Annotated in this window: 18 protein-coding genes; 14 read left to right on the top strand and 4 right to left on the bottom strand. The window is 58.8% G+C overall.

The window, feature by feature from the left end:
- Positions 1 to 140 precede the first annotated feature (140 nt).
- On the bottom strand, positions 141 to 605 hold the full coding sequence (locus tag TU81_RS15930) for a type II toxin-antitoxin system HicB family antitoxin (protein WP_173667514.1): 465 nt from the start codon (positions 603 to 605) through the stop codon (positions 141 to 143).
- Positions 602 to 784, bottom strand: a complete 183-nt coding sequence (locus tag TU81_RS15925) for a type II toxin-antitoxin system HicA family toxin (protein ID WP_038980189.1) — start codon at positions 782 to 784, stop codon at positions 602 to 604. The genes TU81_RS15930 and TU81_RS15925 overlap by 4 nt, the downstream gene beginning before the upstream one ends.
- A 340-nt stretch (positions 785 to 1,124) precedes the next feature.
- Here TU81_RS15925 and TU81_RS15920 point away from each other — a divergent pair, with 340 nt between their 5' ends.
- Positions 1,125 to 1,385 carry a hypothetical protein gene (locus TU81_RS15920; protein ID WP_038978485.1) on the top strand — a complete coding sequence of 87 codons (261 nt, stop codon included), beginning with the start codon at positions 1,125 to 1,127 and terminating at the stop codon, positions 1,383 to 1,385.
- 24 nt (positions 1,386 to 1,409) lie between these two features.
- Here the strand turns inward: TU81_RS15920 and betT are convergent, their stop codons facing one another.
- The gene (betT, locus tag TU81_RS15915; protein ID WP_167344823.1) at positions 1,410 to 3,365 is read right to left on the bottom strand and encodes a choline transporter BetT; all 1,956 of its coding nucleotides are present in this window, start codon (positions 3,363 to 3,365) and stop codon (positions 1,410 to 1,412) included.
- Positions 3,366 to 3,791: 426 nt separating this feature from the next.
- A complete protein-coding gene (gene epsC, locus TU81_RS15910; RefSeq protein ID WP_008005160.1) occupies positions 3,792 to 4,718 on the bottom strand; it encodes a serine O-acetyltransferase EpsC in 927 nt (308 codons plus the stop codon).
- A gap of 190 nt (positions 4,719 to 4,908) precedes the next feature.
- Between epsC and TU81_RS15905 the strand changes: the two genes are divergently transcribed.
- From TU81_RS15905 to TU81_RS15845, 13 genes are all read left to right on the top strand, one after another.
- Complete coding sequence (locus TU81_RS15905; protein ID WP_048396014.1) at positions 4,909 to 5,901, top strand: D-cysteine desulfhydrase; 993 nt, start codon at positions 4,909 to 4,911, stop codon at positions 5,899 to 5,901.
- Positions 5,902 to 6,192: 291 nt separating this feature from the next.
- Positions 6,193 to 6,987, top strand: a complete 795-nt coding sequence (gene tcyJ / locus TU81_RS15900; protein WP_038978482.1) for a cystine ABC transporter substrate-binding protein — start codon at positions 6,193 to 6,195, stop codon at positions 6,985 to 6,987.
- A complete protein-coding gene (gene tcyL, locus TU81_RS15895) occupies positions 6,987 to 7,652 on the top strand; it encodes a cystine ABC transporter permease (RefSeq protein WP_038978481.1) in 666 nt (221 codons plus the stop codon). The genes tcyJ and tcyL overlap by 1 nt, the downstream gene beginning before the upstream one ends.
- A gap of 4 nt (positions 7,653 to 7,656) precedes the next feature.
- Entirely contained in the window at positions 7,657 to 8,406 is a 750-nt protein-coding gene (tcyN, locus tag TU81_RS15890; protein WP_008068688.1) for an L-cystine ABC transporter ATP-binding protein TcyN, read from the top strand.
- Between the two features lie 503 nt (positions 8,407 to 8,909).
- On the top strand, positions 8,910 to 9,668 hold the full coding sequence (locus tag TU81_RS15885) for a hypothetical protein (RefSeq protein WP_048396013.1): 759 nt from the start codon (positions 8,910 to 8,912) through the stop codon (positions 9,666 to 9,668).
- A gap of 348 nt (positions 9,669 to 10,016) precedes the next feature.
- Positions 10,017 to 11,258, top strand: coding sequence for an SfnB family sulfur acquisition oxidoreductase (locus tag TU81_RS15880; RefSeq protein WP_048396012.1), 1,242 nt, complete (start codon positions 10,017 to 10,019; stop codon positions 11,256 to 11,258).
- Positions 11,259 to 11,296: 38 nt separating this feature from the next.
- Complete coding sequence (locus TU81_RS15875; protein ID WP_048396011.1) at positions 11,297 to 12,490, top strand: SfnB family sulfur acquisition oxidoreductase; 1,194 nt, start codon at positions 11,297 to 11,299, stop codon at positions 12,488 to 12,490.
- Complete coding sequence (locus tag TU81_RS15870; RefSeq protein ID WP_048396010.1) at positions 12,490 to 13,848, top strand: LLM class flavin-dependent oxidoreductase; 1,359 nt, start codon at positions 12,490 to 12,492, stop codon at positions 13,846 to 13,848. Before TU81_RS15875 ends, TU81_RS15870 begins: the two co-directional genes overlap by 1 nt.
- 147 nt (positions 13,849 to 13,995) lie before the next feature.
- Positions 13,996 to 14,805 (top strand): MetQ/NlpA family ABC transporter substrate-binding protein, encoded by an 810-nt coding sequence (locus TU81_RS15865; RefSeq protein ID WP_048396009.1) that lies wholly within the window; start codon positions 13,996 to 13,998, stop codon positions 14,803 to 14,805.
- A 2-nt stretch (positions 14,806 to 14,807) separates the two neighbouring features.
- Positions 14,808 to 15,929, top strand: a complete 1,122-nt coding sequence (locus TU81_RS15860) for a methionine ABC transporter ATP-binding protein (protein WP_048396008.1) — start codon at positions 14,808 to 14,810, stop codon at positions 15,927 to 15,929.
- Entirely contained in the window at positions 15,919 to 16,563 is a 645-nt protein-coding gene (locus TU81_RS15855; RefSeq protein WP_038978474.1) for a methionine ABC transporter permease, read from the top strand. The genes TU81_RS15860 and TU81_RS15855 overlap by 11 nt, the downstream gene beginning before the upstream one ends.
- A 482-nt stretch (positions 16,564 to 17,045) precedes the next feature.
- A complete protein-coding gene (locus tag TU81_RS15850; RefSeq protein ID WP_038978473.1) occupies positions 17,046 to 17,402 on the top strand; it encodes a DUF6124 family protein in 357 nt (118 codons plus the stop codon).
- A gap of 141 nt (positions 17,403 to 17,543) precedes the next feature.
- Positions 17,544 to 18,173: a class I SAM-dependent methyltransferase gene (locus tag TU81_RS15845; RefSeq protein ID WP_038978472.1), complete on the top strand. Its 630-nt coding sequence runs from the start codon at positions 17,544 to 17,546 to the stop codon at positions 18,171 to 18,173.
- Positions 18,174 to 18,200: the final 27 nt, after the last annotated feature.

Genomic DNA, 18,200 nt, shown 5'->3' with positions numbered 1-18,200 from the left:
TGTGGTATCGACTGCTTTGCAAGTTGCCCAGCATACGCCCGGACAAACGCCGATAAACCTGGGGCTCGAGAAAATGCTGAAACGTTTCACAGATTGTTAAATCTGACCCACCGCATAGCGCCGATATCCACTCCCAACGTTTACGCCGACAACTCACGCAACGCGGCAGCCGCCAAAAAACCAGATCTTGAGCTGTATCGCTGATCTCGTCTGACCGTCTGGTCGATGCGTTCAAGTAATTGCTCAGGGAGCGTGGCATTGAAGCGCACCGACTTGCCGAAGTAAGGCGTGATATCGAAGTCGACCACACCCCATACACCGCCAGCGTAATCAGGGTTATCAAGATGAGCGTCAATCTCACGCACCTGCGGCAGTGGATCTCCATCGGCGACCAAGCCTTCATAGTGCAAAGCCAACGCTTCTTTCACGTTTTCAAATGCCTGCGCCACAGTAGCGCCCGCGGAGAAGCAACCCGGCACGTCCGGGATAATCACTCCGTATTCTGAGTCGGCATCCTTGTGCAGAACGACCGGGAATTTCATTTCGATGAGTCCTTCCTGTGATGTGGCCCCTTCGAGGCTCTCGTTTCCGATGTCGGGTCTCATTTCAGACCCGCCTGTTTCAATATGCTGTTGATCGTTCCTTTTGGAAGATCCGAATCAGGGTGCTTTATCGTCACCCTGCCCGACTTGCACGAATGCTTGTACTGATGGTGGCTACCTTTCACGGCCACCAGATACCAACCATTCTCCTCGATCATCCTGATCATTTCCCGACTTCGCATCACCTTCGTCCTTGTGGGCAGCATCTGCTGAGCACATTACGTGATGATCACATCCTTAATACACACGATACACACTCTGATAAATATTAGCCGAACTCAAGCAAGCCAGATTGCCCGCGGACCATCGGTAATGGGCAAATCCTGCGGGTGAATGGTGGGTTGGTTTAACTATGCTCGATGTATTGGGTTGAGCAATGAGGACGTCTTCGCGGGCAAGCCCGCTCCCACAGGGATCGTGTGGTTCACGGAAATTACCGTTCGACACAAACCCTGTGGGAGCGTGGCTTGCCCGCGAAGGCGGCCTCAAGGGCAATACACATCTGAAGGGCGGAACTCCACCATGCACACGGCAATCATCATCTTCTTCGGCCTGATCCTGCTGGCGCTGATGCTGTTCATCGGCGAGAAAATCGGTTTCCCCCGCCAGACCCTGGCCTACAGCTTTGTCGTGCTGTGGCTGGCGTTGACCTTGATCAACGGCGCGGTCGGCATGGTCAACGCCGGCCAGCCGTTGAGCACGGAACTGGTGGTGGGTAGCGCGGTGTTCGGCGTACCGGTGGCGGCGCTGGTGTTGTTCATGACGATGAGCACTGACGCCTGACCAGACGTCAGCCCCCCTCCTCAATCAACGCACCAGGTGCAAAAACTGCATGTGCCGTTCGTACTGGTCGAGGATGTCGTTGATGACCTGTTCCTTGGTGTAGCCCACCAGATCGTAGTCCTGACTGCCCTCGCTCAAATGCACTTCGGCGCGGTAATAACGACGATTGTTGAGTTCCTTGGAACCCATGCCGCCACGGGCGAAGGACGGCGTGAAGTAGCCGCGCATTTGCACCTGATAGATGAACGGATGCAGTTCACCGTGACCGATCTCCAGGCTGACGTTGTCATTGGCCGGATCGGGCTGAGTGACCACGTGCAAGCCCTTCTCGACGAACACTGCCGTCACCTCTTCAATCGCCGGGCGCACCGTGGTATCGAGGAAGCGATAGACCTCATCGCGCGACGGGAAATGCACCGCCTGACTCAAGCGCTGACGCCATCCGCCGCGCCGTGCTCCAGACACTGGCGCCAGAGAATGCAGTTGCGCGATCTGCTTCTGCGATTCCAGATAAAACGCCTTGTGCAGCCCCCACATCATCAGCAGCAAAATCATCGAGAACGGCAACGAGGTCAGCACCACCGCTGACTTCAATGCGTCGATGCTGCCGGAGAACAACAGCGCGCTGGTCACCAACGCCGTCATCGCGCCCCAGAACACTCGCAGCCATTTCGGCCCGTCTTCATCCGGGTTACCGCCCTTGGCGGACAACGTCGACAACACCACAGTGCCGGAGTCGGCGGAGGTCACGAAGAATACGAAGCTGATGAACACCGTGACCGCAATCACGGTTTTGCTCCACGGATAGGTTTCCAGCAGCAGGTACAGGGTCATCGACGGGTTGTCGATGGCCGACATGCCGAGCGCGCTCATGCCGTGGTTGAGGACTTGGTCGATGGCGCTGTTGCCGAAGATCGACATCCACGCCAGGGTGAAACCGAGCGGGATCAGCAGCACGCCGAAGACGAATTCACGGATGGTCCGGCCACGGGAAATCCGTGCGATGAACAGGCCCACGAACGGCGACCATGCAATCCACCAGGCCCAGTAGAACACCGTCCAGCCGCCCAGCCAGTCGCTGGGTTTGTCGTAGGCGTAGAGGTCGAAACTCTTCATCGGCAAGGCGCCGAGGTAATCGCCGATGTTCTGGATCAGCGTATTGAGCAAGTGCTGGGTGGGGCCGGCGAACAACACAAACAGCAGCAGCGCACAGGCCAGCAGCATGTTGATGTCGGACATCACCCGCACGCCTTTATCGACGCCGGACACCGCGACGATAATCGCCGCGCCCATCATCAACGTGATCAGGCCGACCTGAATCCACTGGGTGTGAGCGATGCCGAACAGGTAGTCCAGGCCCGAGTTGAGGTGCAATACGCCAAAGCCCATGTCGGCGCCGAGGCCGAATACCGTAGCGATGATGCCGAAGCCGTCCACCGCGTAGCCGATCGGGCCGTTGATGCGTTTGCCGATCAGCGGGTACAGCGCCGAACGCAGGGCCAGCGGCAGGTTATGGCGATAGGCGAAATAGGCCAGCGCCATGCCGACGAAAGCGAACACGCCCCAGCCGTGCAGGCCCCAGTGCAGAAACAGAATCTGCATCGCCTGACGCGCCGCATCCGCCGTGCCAGCCTCGCCTTGCGGCGGTTGTGCCAAGTGCGTCAGCGGTTCGAACACGCAAAAGAAAAACAGCGTGATGCTGATCCCGGCGGCGAACAGCATGCCGGCCCAGGACAGGTAGCTGAATTCGGGCTCGTCGTGGTCGGCACCGAGCTTGATCTTGCCGTAGCCAGACAAGGCGGTGACCACCACGAAGACCAGATACAGCGTCATCGCGAGCATGTAGTACCAGCCGACCGTATTGGCCGCCCAGTTTTGCGCTTGCAACAGCCAGGCACCGGCCTGCTCGGGTATCGCCATGACCACGACGGCGAACAACAAAATAAAGGTCGCCGCGAAATAAAACACCGGCGGATTCATGCGGACCTGGCCGCTTGCGGGGGTGGACGATGCACTCATGAAAGGTGCACCTCAAGGGGGTGAAACAGGGCAATCAATAACGGACTCGGCAAAGGCAAGCCTCCTGTTGTGAGCGGGCAGCAAACCGGCGGTTTAACTTGAATGAGCGTTCAAGTTAAACATGGATAGGGGGCTAAGGACTAATCGCAGGGCTCGGCGGTAGCTTTTCTGTGCTAGCTCAAGGGAGGGTATAAGGTGGGATTTGCGGGATTCATTCGGCGGGAAATTAGCTAAATGCCATTATCTGGGCCTGGCTTGAAACCATCGCGGGCAAGCCCGCTCCCACAGGTTTTCGTGTCGTTCACGGAAATACCGTTCGACACAAACCCTGTGGGAGCGTGGCTTGCCCGCGATGGCGTCAGAAAGACCACTAGAGATTTTTGCCCCCTACTTCTGCGTCCCATCATCATGCTGCAGATTCGCCTGGGTCAGGTTGCACCCTGCCGGCACGCTGCGGGTCAGCCAGACGTTGCCGCCGATGGTCGAGCCCTTGCCGATGGTGATCCGCCCCAGAATCGTCGCGCCGGCATAGATCACCACATCGTCCTCGACGATCGGATGCCGCGGATGGCCCTTCTGCAACTGGCCGTCTTCGTCCGCCGGGAAGCGCTTGGCACCGAGGGTCACCGCTTGATAAATCCGCACGCGCTCGCCGATGATCGCGGTCTCGCCGATCACCACACCCGTCCCGTGATCGATGAAGAAACTGCGCCCGATCTGCGCCCCCGGATGGATGTCGATGCCGGTGGCCGAGTGGGCGATTTCCGCGCTGATCCGCGCCAGCAGCGGCAAGCCGGCACGATACAAATGATGGGCCAGGCGATGGTGAATCACCGCCAGAATCCCCGGATAGCAGAGCAACACTTCATCGACACTGCGAGCCGCCGGGTCGCCGTGATAGGCCGCCAGTACGTCGGTGTCCAGCAGAGTGCGCAGCCCCGGCAAAGCGAGGGCGAAGTCCTGAATGATCTGGATGGTTTTGGCCTCGACTTCAGTGTCGGCCTGGGCACTGTGGCGCGCGGCGTAACGCAGTTCGAGCCGCGCCTGGGCCAGCAACGCGTTCAGTGCCACATCGAGTGTATGGCCGACGTAGAAATCTTCACTTTCCTCACGCAAATCCACCGGCCCCAATCGCATCGGGAACAGCGCACCGCACAAGGCTTCGAGAATGTCCGCCATGGCCGCTCGGGACGGCAACTCGCGACCGCCCTGCTCGCCGCTGGCCCGGCCGTTTTGTGCGCGCCACTGGTCGCGCGCCGTACGCAGTTGGCTGACGATGGTCTGCAATTGCCAATGGCTGGAACGCTCGCTCACGGTAAAAACTCCTCACGGGCGGCCGGACTGTCTGGCCGCGTTAACCGCGATTACTTTACGGCAACGGCTTGCAGCCGAATTAAGAACCAATAGTGCTGTACTCAATACTTTTGGCTATAAGCGATTGGCAGTTGCCCCACTAAATACCCGTGCCTATAGTCCTGACATCTTCCTCCGCCAGTACGGACCCATGATCAAACAACAGCTTGCCCGCTTTAACCGCCTCGACCTGCTCGGTCATCCTACTCCCCTGGAAAAACTCGAACGCCTGTCGACCTGGCTGGGCCGCGATGTGTACGTCAAACGCGATGACCTGACGCCATTGGCACTGGGCGGCAACAAGCTGCGCAAACTCGAATACCTGGCCGCCGATGCCTTGGCCCAGGGCGCTGACACGTTGATTACTGCTGGCGCGATCCAGTCCAACCACGTGCGCCAGACCGCCGCCATTGCGGCCAAGCTTGGCCTGGGCTGCGTGGCCCTGCTGGAAAATCCACTCGGCACCGACGACAGCAACTATGTCGGCAATGGCAATCGACTATTGCTGGACCTGTTCGATGCCAAGGTCGAACTGGTGGAAAACCTCGACAATGCCGATGAGCAATTGGAAGCGCTGGCCGGGCGTCTGCGCAGTAACGGTAAAAAGCCGTATCTGGTGCCGATTGGTGGCTCGAATGCATTGGGCGCGTTGGGTTATGTCCGTGCAGGCCTGGAACTGGCTGAACAGATCAAGGACACCGGGCTGAATTTCGCCGCGGTGGTGTTGGCATCTGGCAGTGCCGGCACCCACAGCGGTCTGGCGCTGGCATTGAGCGAAGTACTGCCAGATTTGCCAGTGATCGGCGTGACCGTTTCCCGTAGCGATGAAGCACAACGACCGAAAGTCCAGGGCCTCGCCGAGCGCACGACCGAACTTCTCGGCGTGAGCCTGCCGGCGAGTTTCAAAGTCGAACTGTGGGACGAATATTTCGGTCCGCGTTATGGCGAGCCGAATGCAGAGACATTGTCCGCGCTGAAGCTGCTGGCGAGTCAGGAAGGGTTGTTGCTGGATCCGGTGTACACCGGCAAGGCCATGGCCGGTTTGCTCGACGGCATCGGGCGCCAGCGTTTCAATGACGGCCCGATCATCTTCCTGCACACCGGTGGGGCGCCGGCGTTGTTTGCCTATACCAGCTTTTTGTAAGAATCGAAGATCAAAAGATCGCAGCCTTCGGCAGCTCCTACAGGGAGTACGCCGATCCATGTAGGAGCTGCCGAAGGCTGCGATCTTTTCGATGACACCTCATATTTTAAAAAAGAATAACAAACTGAATATTTAGTATTTTCCTATCTAAAGGCAACATCATATAGTCGCGCCGCAGGCGAATTTGCAGCAAGACGCATAAGCTGCTTTAAGGCAGGATATCGCAGTCGTTCAAATCCCGAATTTGCCAACTTTCCTTAAGCGTCTTCCATAAGAAAACAGGGGCTTGTCATGAATTTTTCCGCATTACGTCGAAATCTGCTGGTGGGTTCGCTGGGCCTGGCGCTGAGCGCCGGCCTGCTCGGGCAGGCGGTTGCCGGTGAGCAGCTGCAAAAAATCAAGGACGCAGGCGTGATCAACGTCGGTCTGGAAGGCACTTACCCACCGTTCAGCTTCGTCGACGCCGATGGCAAACTGAGCGGCTTCGAAGTCGAGTTCTCCGAAGCCTTGGCCAAAGAGCTGGGCGTGAAGGTCAAACTGCAGCCGACCAAATGGGAAGGCATCCTCGCAGCCTTGGAATCCAAGCGTCTGGACGCGGTGATCAACCAGGTGACCATCACCGAAGAGCGCAAGAAAAAGTACGACTTCTCCACGCCTTACACCGTTTCCGGGATTCAGGCGCTGACCCTGACCAAAAACAAAGACACCATCAAGACCGCCGCCGATCTGGCCGGCAAGAAAGTCGGCGTAGGTCTGGGCACCAACTACGAGCAGTGGGTGAAAGAGAATGTGCCCAAGGCTGACGTCCGCACCTACGAAGATGATCCGACCAAGTTCCAGGACCTGCGCGTTGGCCGCATCGACGCCATTCTGATCGACCGCCTGGCCGCGCTGGAATACGCCAGGAAGGCCAAGGACACTGCCGCCGCCGGCGAAGCGTTCTCCCGCCAGGAAGCCGGTATTGCCCTGCGCAAAGGCGAGCCTGAGCTGCTGGCCGCGGTGAACAAGGCCATCGACAAGCTGCGTGCCGACGGTACGCTGAAAAAGCTGTCGGAAAAATACTTCAGCGCTGACGTCACTCAATAATGGGAGAAGCTTTCCAACTTGCGCTGGACTCCGCGCCCTTTCTGCTCAAGGGCGCGTACTACACGGTCATCCTGAGCCTGGGCGGAATGTTCTTCGGCCTGCTGATGGGCTTCGGCCTGGCGTTGATGCGGCTGTCGCGCTTCAAACTGGTGGGCTGGATCGCCCGCATCTACGTGTCGTTCTTTCGCGGCACGCCGTTGCTGGTGCAACTGTTCGTGATCTATTACGGCTTGCCGCAACTGGGTATCGAACTTGATCCGCTGCCGGCGGCCCTGATCGGCTTCTCGCTGAACATGGCTGCCTACGCCTGCGAAATCCTGCGTGCCGCCATCAGCTCCATCGAGCGCGGCCAATGGGAAGCCGCCGCCAGTATCGGCATGACTCGCGCGCAAACCCTGCGCCGGGCCATCCTGCCGCAAGCGGCGCGCACGGCCCTGCCACCTTTGGGCAACAGCTTTATCTCGCTGGTCAAGGACACCGCACTAGCAGCCACCATCCAGGTGCCGGAACTGTTCCGCCAAGCGCAGTTGATCACCGCTCGCACCTTCGAAATTTTCACCATGTATCTTGCCGCTGCGCTGATCTACTGGGTTCTGGCGACTGTACTGTCGCACCTGCAGAACCAGTTGGAAGCGCGGGTCAATCGGCACGACCAGGAGTCCTGACCCAATGATTGTCGTGGAAAAACTGACAAAGCAGTTCAAGGGTCAGGTGGTGCTCAATGGCATCGATCTGCAGGTGAAGGAAGGCGAGGTGGTGGCGATCATCGGCCCCAGCGGCTCGGGCAAGACCACCTTCCTGCGCTGCCTGAATTTTCTCGAGGAGCCTAGCAGCGGCCGGATCAAGGTCGGTGACATCGAGATCGATGGCAGCCGCCCTCTGAACCAGCAGCAGAGCCTGGTACGGCGCTTGCGTCAGCACGTGGGTTTTGTGTTCCAGAACTTCAACCTGTTCCCCCATCGCACCGCGCTGGAAAACGTGATCGAAGGCCCGTTGGTGGTGAAAAAGATCCCACGCGCCGAAGCCGTTGCCCTGGGTAAAAAGCTGTTGGCCAAGGTCGGTCTGGCGGGCAAGGAAGACGCTTACCCGCGACGTCTGTCCGGCGGTCAGCAACAGCGTGTGGCGATTGCCCGAGCGTTGGCGATGGAACCGGAAGTGATCCTGTTCGATGAACCGACCTCGGCGCTGGACCCGGAGCTGGTGGGCGAAGTGTTGGCGACCATCCGCGGCCTGGCCGAGGAGAAACGCACCATGGTGATCGTTACCCACGAAATGGGCTTTGCCCGGGACGTGGCCAACCGCGTGGTGTTTTTCGACAAGGGTGTGATCGTCGAACAAGGCGAAGCCAAGGCACTGTTTGCCAATCCGAAAGAGGAACGGACGAAGCAGTTTCTCAGCAAGTTTCTTAATAACGCCTAGTGCGGCCCCGCTCGAAAACTGTCAACTTCCATGGAAGGAAGTGACATTAACTCCGCTTTAAAAACCGTACAGCAGCTTTCAACGACCCACATGTTTTCCTCCATCCTAAATAACTTCCCGCCATCCCATGCGGTACATATATATGTCCTGCAACAGATTCACATCGCCTAAAATCTATAAAACACCTCATTGCCCACGCTCAAAGGGTTGCTGCCTCAGAGGCCTAAAACCCATTAAATACCGGACTATATTCGACAGAGCGATGAGGTTTATTAACCACACCGCGTAGGAGTTTTCTGAATCACGCAAGAACTAACCTTTAACCAACCAACGCTATTGACACCTATTCAAGCGCACTCTTATCTAGTCCCCAACCGGCAACAGCCACCCCACTCAATCATTGTTTAAGCGCGCAAATAGTGAATCGTTTTGTTGCTTGGTAATTCACGCCTTTCGATCTTTCAGAAATGGACTTCGCGGCAAAGCTTCAAGGAGAGAAACCCATGACAAGCACTTCAAACAAACCTGAACTTGCAGCCCCGACCCTGGCGCAAAGCCACAAGGCCGGTATCAACATCACCTCGGCCGCGCATCTTATGATCGAGGTGCCACCCTACCCCGGCATGGACGAAGGCGATCTGATCGAGTTGTTTTGGGACAACTGCTATGTCGCCTCCAGCGTGTTGGGGTCCGACCATGACAGCAAAGCCGTGAACCTGCGGGTGCCGGAAAGCTTCATTGCCAATGGTTCTGCCCGCGTCCATTACAAGGTCATGCAGGTCGGGCAAGGGACCGCGGTATCACCGGCGGCGCGCGTCCAGATCAAACTCGATTGCCCGGGTGGCCTGCTTCTTTGCGATGAGGAAAACCAGAGCCTGGCGCCGGTGTTCATCCCTGAAACCATTCGTCGTCAGGGGGTCAATCCGAACCAGATCAAACGCGGTGTCCCGTTGACCATCGAACCGTACCTGAACATGGCCGTCGACGACGAAATCACCTTGCGCTGGGGTGATGTGCGCATGGACCTGCCAAAGCTCAAGGCTTGCGATGTGGGTCAGCCGATTCAGGTCTGGGTGCCCCCGGCGATCATTCTCGAAGCCGGCGAAGACCTTCGACTGGAAGTGACCTACTGCATCCTCGACCGCGTGGGTAATAACTCGCGGTGGGCACCGGCACGCACACTGAAGATCGGCTGTGCCAATCCCTACCTGAAGGTGCCGCCGAAAGAAGCACTCATGGCTGCTGAATCCCGAAAGCGATGAGCCCCCTTAGCAGCTGTCGAGCCTGCGAGGCTGCGTTCGGCTGCTACAAGATCAAAAGATCGCAGCCTTCGGCAGCTCCTACGCCGAACGCATTCCCCTGTAGGAGCTGCCGAAGGCTGCGATCTTGGCGGCTTAAAGGGTAACGACCTTCTATACATATTCCTAAAAGTTAGTTCATAAATTATTTATACACGTTTAGGGTATATGCACCGGACCACCGGACATTCTTGTTTTCGTTCGCCGCAACGATCGCGGCGCTTCCATGAGATGTGAGGTAGGTATGGTCCGGAACACAATCACCCCAGTGCAAATCGCCAGGGCATTGCGTGCAGCCAAGGAGCGGCACTGATGTCCAGTCTGGCAGATGCAATCGTCCAGAGTGATCTGGACATCGCCCCATTGTTGTTGCCCGCGCAGGTCTTGCGCAACGATGCACAAGCCATCAAGGCTGCCCATGAGCTGGCGCAAGTCGCCCGCCTGCAAGCAGCCAAACGTGACCAGCAGCGCAAGCTGCCGTGGTCGGAAATCGAACAGTTCACCCGCAGCGGCCTGGGCAGCATTGCTGTCCCGCGTGAGTACGGTGGCCCGCAGGTTTCATTCGTCACCTTAGCCTCGGTGTTCGCGATCATTTCCGCGGCCGACCCGGCCCTGGGGCAGATCCCGCAGAACCAGTTCGGGATTCTCAACCTGATACTCGGCAGCGCCACCGAGTCGCAGAAAAAACAGCTGTTCAAAAGCGTGCTCGAAGGCTGGCGAATCGGTAACGCGGGGCCGGAGCGCGGGACCAAAAATACCCTCGAACTCAAGGCGCGGATCACCGCCGACGGCGATGGCTTCGTCATCAACGGGCAGAAGTTCTATTCCACCGGCGCCCTGTTCGCCCACTGGGTGGCCGTCAAGGCGCTGAACGACGACGGCAAGCAAGTGCTGGCCTTTGTTCGTCGTGGCACACCGGGGCTGCGCATCGTCGATGACTGGTCGGGTTTCGGCCAGCGCACCACTGCCAGCGGCACCATTTTGCTCAACAACGTGCGGGTCGACGCCGAGCTGGTGGTGGATAACTGGAAGATCAACGACAGCCCGAATACCCAAGGCGCGGTGTCGCAGTTGATTCAAGCAGCCATCGACGCCGGCATTGCCCGGGGCGCCATCGATGACGCCATCGAGTTCGTAAAAACGCGTGCACGGCCTTGGATCGACGCCAAGGTCGACCGGGCAAGCGACGACCTCTACGTGATCGCCGACATCGGCAAGCTGAAAATCGAACTGCACGCCGCCGAAGCGTTGTTGCGCAGGGCCGGGCAAGTGCTCGATCAGGTCAACGCCGCGCCGCTCACCGCCGAGTCCGCTGCGCGCGCCTCGATTGCCGTGGCTGAAGCCAAAGTGCTGACCACCGAGATCTCGCTGCTGGCCAGCGAAAAGCTCTTCGAGCTGGCCGGCAGCCGCGCCACCCTCGCCGAATTCAACCTCGACCGCCACTGGCGCAATGCCCGGGTGCACACGCTGCACGACCCGGTGCGCTGGAAGTATCACGCCGTCGGCGCTTACCACCTCAACGGAACTTTGCCTGCGCGCCATTCCTGGATCTGACGACCAGAACCTTTTTGACCAGATCTCTGGAGAAACACATGACTCTTTCTCACCACGTCGCGGTCATCACCAGCGATGAGCAAGCCCTGATCGTCGCCAGTGACCTGGCCGACGATTTCAAACGCGACAGCGCCCTGCGCGACCGCGAGCGTCGTTTGCCATACCCGGAACTGGAAGTGTTTTCCCGTTCGGGTCTTTGGGGCATCAGCGTGCCAACAGAATACGGCGGCGCTGGAGTTTCCAACGTCACCTTGGCCAAGGTCATCGCGTTGATCGCCCAGGCCGACGGCTCCCTCGGACAAATCCCCCAGAACCATTTCTATGCCCTTGAAGTGCTGCGCGTGAACGGCACCGATGAGCAGAAAAAACGCCTGTACGCAGAAGTATTGGCCGGCCAGCGCTTCGGTAATGCACTCGCGGAACTGGGCACCAAAACCGCCCATGATCGAGTCACCAGCCTGACTCGAGATGGCAACGGCTACCGCATCAACGGCCGCAAGTTCTACGCCACCGGCGCGATTTACGCCCAGCGCATCCCGACGTCAGTCGTGGACGAAAACGGTGTGCAGCAATTGGCTTTCGTCCCGCGCAACAGCAAGGGCCTGACGGTGATCGACGACTGGAGCGGCTTCGGCCAGCGCACCACTGGCAGCGGTTCGGTGGTGTTCGAGGATGTCTACGTCGCCGCCGAGGACGTGATTCCGTTTCAAAGCGCGTTCGAGCGCCCGACCACTGTCGGCCCGTTGGCGCAGATTCTCCACGCCGCAATCGATACCGGCATAGCCCGCGCGGCGTATGAAGATGCCCTGCATTTTGTGCGCACCAAGACTCGGCCGTGGATTGATTCCGGCAACGAAAAAGCCACCGAAGACCCGCTGACGATCAAGAGTTTCGGCCACCTGGCTATTCGCCTGCACGCCACCGAAGCCCTGCTGGAACGTTCCGGCGAATTCCTCGACCAGGCCCAGGCCGACACCAATGCTCAGACCGTCGCCGCCGCATCAATTGCCGTCGCCGAAGCCCGGGCCATCAGCACCGAAATCTCTCTCGCCGCCGGCAGCACCTTGTTCGAACTGGCCGGCAGTCAGGCGACCCTGGTCGAACACGGCCTGGATCGCCACTGGCGCAACGCTCGGGTACATACCCTGCATGACCCGGTGCGCTGGAAGTATCACGCTGTCGGCAACTACTACCTCAACGATGAAAACCCTCCATTGCGAGGGACCATCTGATGGCTGATGCCAAAAAGAAAATCCTGCTCAACGCGTTCAACATGAACTGCATCGGGCACATCAACCATGGCTTGTGGACGCATCCACGGGACAATTCCACTCAATACAAAACCATCGAATACTGGACTGAACTGGCGCAGTTGCTGGAGCGCGGACTGTTCGACGGTCTGTTCATCGCCGACATCGTCGGTGTGTACGACGTCTATCAAAACTCGGTGGACGTGCCGCTCAAAGAGTCGATCCAGTTGCCGGTCAACGACCCGCTGCTACTGGTCTCGGCCATGGCTGCGGTCACCAAAAACCTCGGCTTTGGCCTGACCGCCAATCTGACCTACGAACCGCCGTACCTGTTCGCCCGACGCCTGTCGACCCTCGATCATCTGAGTCGCGGGCGGGTCGGCTGGAACATCGTCACCGGCTACCTCGACAGCGCCGCCAAGGCCATGGGCCTGAGCGAACAGGTGGAACACGACCGCCGCTACGACCAGGCCGATGAATACCTGCAAGTGCTCTACAAACTCTGGGAAAGCAGTTGGGAAAACGGCGCGGTGCTCAACGACCGCGAACAACGGATCTATGCCTTGCCTGCGAAAGTGCACAAGGTCGAGCACAAGGGCGAGTTCTATCAGGTCGAGGGTTATCACCTCTGCGAACCCTCGCCGCAACGCACGCCGGTGCTGTTCCAGGCCGGCAGTTCCGATCGCGGTTTGCTGTTCGCCGGTCGGCATGCCGAGTGCGTGTTCATCAGCGGTCAGAACAAGCCGGCGACCCGGGTTCAGGTGGACAAGGTTCGCGCCAGTGCCGTCGAAGCCGGGCGCAACCCCTCGGACATCAAGGTGTTCATGGGCTTGAACGTGATCGTCGGTGAGACAGAAGAGCAGGCCTGGAAGAAGCACGCCGAGTACCTGAGCTACGCCAGCGCCGAGGCCGGTGTGGCGCATTTTTCGGCGTCCACCGGGATCGATTTTTCCGAGTACGAACTCGACGAACCGATCCAGTACGTGAAGAGCAACGCCATCCAGTCCGCCACCAAAAACCTGCAAAACAACGACTGGACCCGCCGTAAATTGCTGGAACAACACGCCCTCGGTGGCCGCTACATCACCGTGGTCGGCTCGCCGCAGCAGGTGGCTGACGAACTGGAATCGTGGATCGCCGAAACCGGACTGGATGGTTTCAACCTGACACGGATTGTTACGCCGGAAAGCTATGTGGATTTCATTGAACTGGTGATTCCGGAGTTGCAACGCAGAGGGTCGTACAAGACCGCTTACGACAATGGCAGCCTGCGGGAAAAACTGTTTCACGGCGAAGCGCATTTGCCCGAGCAACATACCGGATCCCACTACCGACACTAACCCCCGACCCTGATCGTTCCCACGCTCTGCGTGGGAATGCAGCCAGTGACGCTCTGCGTCATCGCCGCAGGGACGCGGAGCGTCCCGGGAGGCATTCCCACGCAGAGCGTGGGAACGATCGGCCTTAACTTGACTGGAAAACTCATCATGACCAAGACCTACCTCTCTCACCCAGCCAAAGCACTGGCCCTGGCCCTCGGCCTCTTCAGCTCCATCACCTTCGCCGCCGACGCACCACTGAAAGTCGGCACCACCGCCGCCTTCGCCATTCCCCTGGAAGCCGCAGTAGAAGAAGCCAACAAACAAGGCCTGAAAGTCGAACTGGTGGAGTTCAGCGACTGGATCGCCCCCAACGTCAGCCTCGCCTCGGGCGACATCGACGTGAACTATTTCCAGCACATCCCGTTCCTGGAAAACGCCAAGGCCGCCGCCGGTTTTGACCTGGTGCCGTTCGCCCCGGGGATCATCAACAACGTCGGCCTCTACTCGAAAAAATACAAAAGCTTCGACGAGTTGCCCATCGGTGCCAGCGTGGCCATCGCCAACGACCCGATCAACAGCGGTCGTGGCCTGCAACTGCTGGCCAAGGCCGGGCTGATCACCCTCAAACCGGGCGTCGGCTACAAGGCCACCGAAGAAGACATCATCGCCAACCCGAAGAAAATCAAAATCCTTCAAGTCGAAGCCGTGCAACTGGTGCGCGCCTACGACGACGCCGATCTGGTCCAGGGTTACCCGGCCTACATTCGCCTGTCGAAGACCTTCGATGCCAGTTCCGCCCTGCTGTTCGACGGCCTCGATCACAAGGAATACGTGATCCAGTTCGTGATCCAGCCGAAAAGCAAAACCGACCCACGCCTGATCAAATTCGTCGACATCTACCAGCATTCGCCGGCCGTTCGCGCGGCGCTGGATAAAGCCCACGGCAAGCTCTATCAAGCCGGCTGGGAAAGCTGAGTATGACGGCCGCTATCCAAAGGCGACTGGAACTTTCGGAGCCACATAACGCCACACAAACCGAGCTGCACCCAGACCTCAATCGCGCTCACGTGCGCTTCATCGGCCTGGGCAAAACCTACAACGGCCAGCAAGGTCCGGTGGCGGCCCTGCACGGTATCGACCTGGCGATCCAGCGCGGCGAAGTGTTCGGCATCATCGGTCGCAGTGGCGCGGGCAAGTCGTCGCTAATCCGCACCATCAATCGCCTCGAACAACCGAGCAGCGGGCGGGTGCTGATCGATCAGGTCGACATCGGCGAGTTCGATGAAGACCGCTTGGTGGCGCTGCGGCGGCGGATCGGCATGATCTTTCAGCACTTCAATCTGATGTCGGCCAAGACGGTTTGGCAGAACGTCGAATTGCCGCTAAAAGTCGCCGGCGTGCCCAAGGAACAGCGCGAACGCAAAGTCCGCGAACTGCTGGAACTGGTCGGCCTGCAGGAGAAGCACAAAGCCTACCCGGCGCAACTTTCCGGCGGGCAGAAACAACGCGTCGGTATCGCCCGCGCGCTGGTGCATGACCCGGAAATTCTGCTGTGTGACGAGGCGACGTCGGCGCTGGATCCGGAGACCACGCAATCGATCCTCGGCTTGCTGCGTGAGATCAATCAACGCCTGGGCCTGACCATCGTGCTGATCACCCACGAGATGGCGGTGATCCGCGATATCTGTGATCGGGTGGTGGTGCTGGAACACGGGCGAATCGTCGAGCAAGGGCCGGTCTGGGAAGTATTCGGCAACCCGCAGCATGAGGTCAGCAAGACCTTGCTCGCACCATTGCAACACGGTCTGCCGGAAGAGCTGCAAAGCCGCTTGCGGGAGCAGCCGCAGTCTTCGGACGCCGCCGTGGTGCTGCGTTTGCAATTCACCGGCAGCGCCAGCGACGAGCCAGACCTGGCGGCGCTGTTCAGCGCTCTCGGTGGCCGCGTGCGTTTGCTGCAAGGGGGCGTGGAACGGATTCAGGGGCATGCGCTCGGGCAATTGTTGCTGGCGGTGACCGGTTCCTCCCTCGGCGCCGAGGAGTTGCGTCAGCGCACCGGCAACTGGACGCAACAGGTGGAGGTGCTGGGTTATGTGGTTTGATCGGTTGCTTCAGGGTTTTATTGACACGTTTTTGATGGTGGGTGTGTCGTCGTTGATTGCGCTGTTGGCGGGCATTCCGTTGGCGGTGATTCTGGTCACCAGTTCCAAGGGCGGGATCTACGAAGCACCAGCGCTGAATCGCGCGTTGGGTGCGTTTGTGAACCTGTTTCGCTCGATTCCGTTTTTGATTTTGATGGTGGCGTTGATTCCGTTTACCCGGTTGATCGTTGGCACCACTTACGGCGTGTGGGCTGCCGTGGTGCCGCTGACCATAGCGGCCACGCCGTTCTTTGCGCGCATCGCCGAGGTCAGTTTGCGCGAGGTCGACCATGGGTTGATTGAAGCGGCGCAGGCAATGGGCTGCCGACGCTGGCATATCGTCTGGCATGTGCTGCTGCCCGAAGCGCTGCCGGGGATTGTCGGTGGTTTTACGATTACGTTGGTGACGATGATCAACTCTTCGGCCATGGCCGGAGCGATTGGGGCCGGTGGGTTGGGGGACATTGCTTATCGGTATGGGTATCAGCGCTTTGATAGCCAGATCATGTTGACGGTGATTGTGTTGCTGGTGGTGTTGGTGGCGATGATTCAGTTGGGTGGGGATCGGTTGGCGCGGGGGTTGAATAAACGTTGAGTGAAGATCAAAAGATCGCAGCCTTCGGCAGCTCCTACAGGGTTTGGCATTAACAAGGAATTTGCGTCGGGCACGGTCCCTGTAGGAGCTGCCGAAGGCTGCGATCTTGGCGCCATCAAATTCACCGCTCAAAGGGAAGTTTTCGCACAAGAAAATCAGAGTGCCAGCAGGCTCGATCCCTTTCATTTGCAGGACGTTTCCTAGATCATTCCGCTCGCTTGCGCCGGCGGAATCTCGTGGCTAGTCTCGGTTCGTCCCTGCTCATCAGTGATCGGGTTTAGTAGCCCGGATCAATAGGCGCATAGCGATTCCATGCTCATGTCCGGCAATGTTTGCCGCATGCAGAATATGGTGGCTGTGCGTGGGGCACCTTCGGGTGCACCGGTTTTCCTATTGACCGGCCTACTAACCTGCGCGCAGCCGCCACCCAATCGTTTAGTAGGCGATAAGTGATGGCTCCCATGTAGCAATAGGAGCAACACATGAAAAAATCCGTACCCGATCCACCTCCCGAAACACCCACCAACGAAACCGCAACTGAAGACCCGCTCAGGGATCGATCGGCGCTCTACCGTGCGATTGATTTCTACCTCACCGGCGATCAGCCCTCACCGCCCGACGAATTTCGCTTCTACAACGTCAGCAAGGACGTGAGCTTCGAGGATACCCAGCTCTACGTCGCTGATCTGCTGCGCTGTGCCTCGGTCACGGCCTATCAGTGTGGCGATCAACTCAAGGGTGCCGATCGGGCATTGGTGTTCTCCGTCTGGCATTTGCTGGAGATTGCCAAGGCGATGGTTGATCGGTCCATTAAATGCCTGGGGATGAAACAGAGCTGAGCGAAGATCAAAAGATCGCAGCCTTCGGCAGCTCCTACACGGGATTTGCATTCACCCTGTAGGAGCTGCCGCAGGCTGCGATCTTTTAAAGCGCGAAAGCGCTTATAGTCAGCACATCTACTTTTACCTGCGCAGCCGACCATGAAACAGACTCCCGACGACCTGGAGCAAATCACCACCACCACTCTGGGCCATTACAATGCGGTGGCCGAAGACTTCCGTGAAGGCACTCGCGATCACGATGTCAGCCAGAACATCGATGCCCTGTTGCGGCATCTTCAGGGTGAGGCGCCGTTCAGCATTCTCGACTTTGGCTGTGGCCCTGGCCGTGACCTGAAAACCTTCACCCGCATGGGCCACACCGCCGTCGGGCTCGACGGTTCGGAAAAGCTCGCGCAGATGGCCCGCGAGGACAGTGGTTGCGAAGTCTGGCAGCAGGACTTTCTGAAACTCGATCTGCCGGCCGAGCGGTTTGACGGGATTTTTGCCAATGCGGTGCTATTCCACATACCGAGTCAGGAATTACCTCGGGTGTTGAAGCAGCTGCGCGAGGCGTTGAAACCGGGTGGGGTTTTGTTCAGCTCCAATCCGCGTGGCGAGAATCAGGAGGGCTGGAACGGGCCGCGGTATGGGGCGTATTACGATCTTCACGTGTGGCAGGAAATGCTGACCGAGGCGGGGTTTGTGGAGCTTGAGCATTATTACCGGCCGGCGGGGCTGCCGCGGGAGCAGCAGCCTTGGTTGGCCAGTGTCTGGCGTCGAGCCGACTGATCGTTCCCACGCTCTGCGTGGGAACGA

Origin of the sequence: Pseudomonas lini (genome assembly GCF_001042905.1) — a bacterium.
GTDB classification, from domain to species: Bacteria; Pseudomonadota; Gammaproteobacteria; order Pseudomonadales; family Pseudomonadaceae; genus Aquipseudomonas; species Aquipseudomonas lini.
The sequence above is the reverse complement of the archived record's forward strand: the minus strand, read 5'-3'. Positions and strand labels throughout refer to the sequence as shown.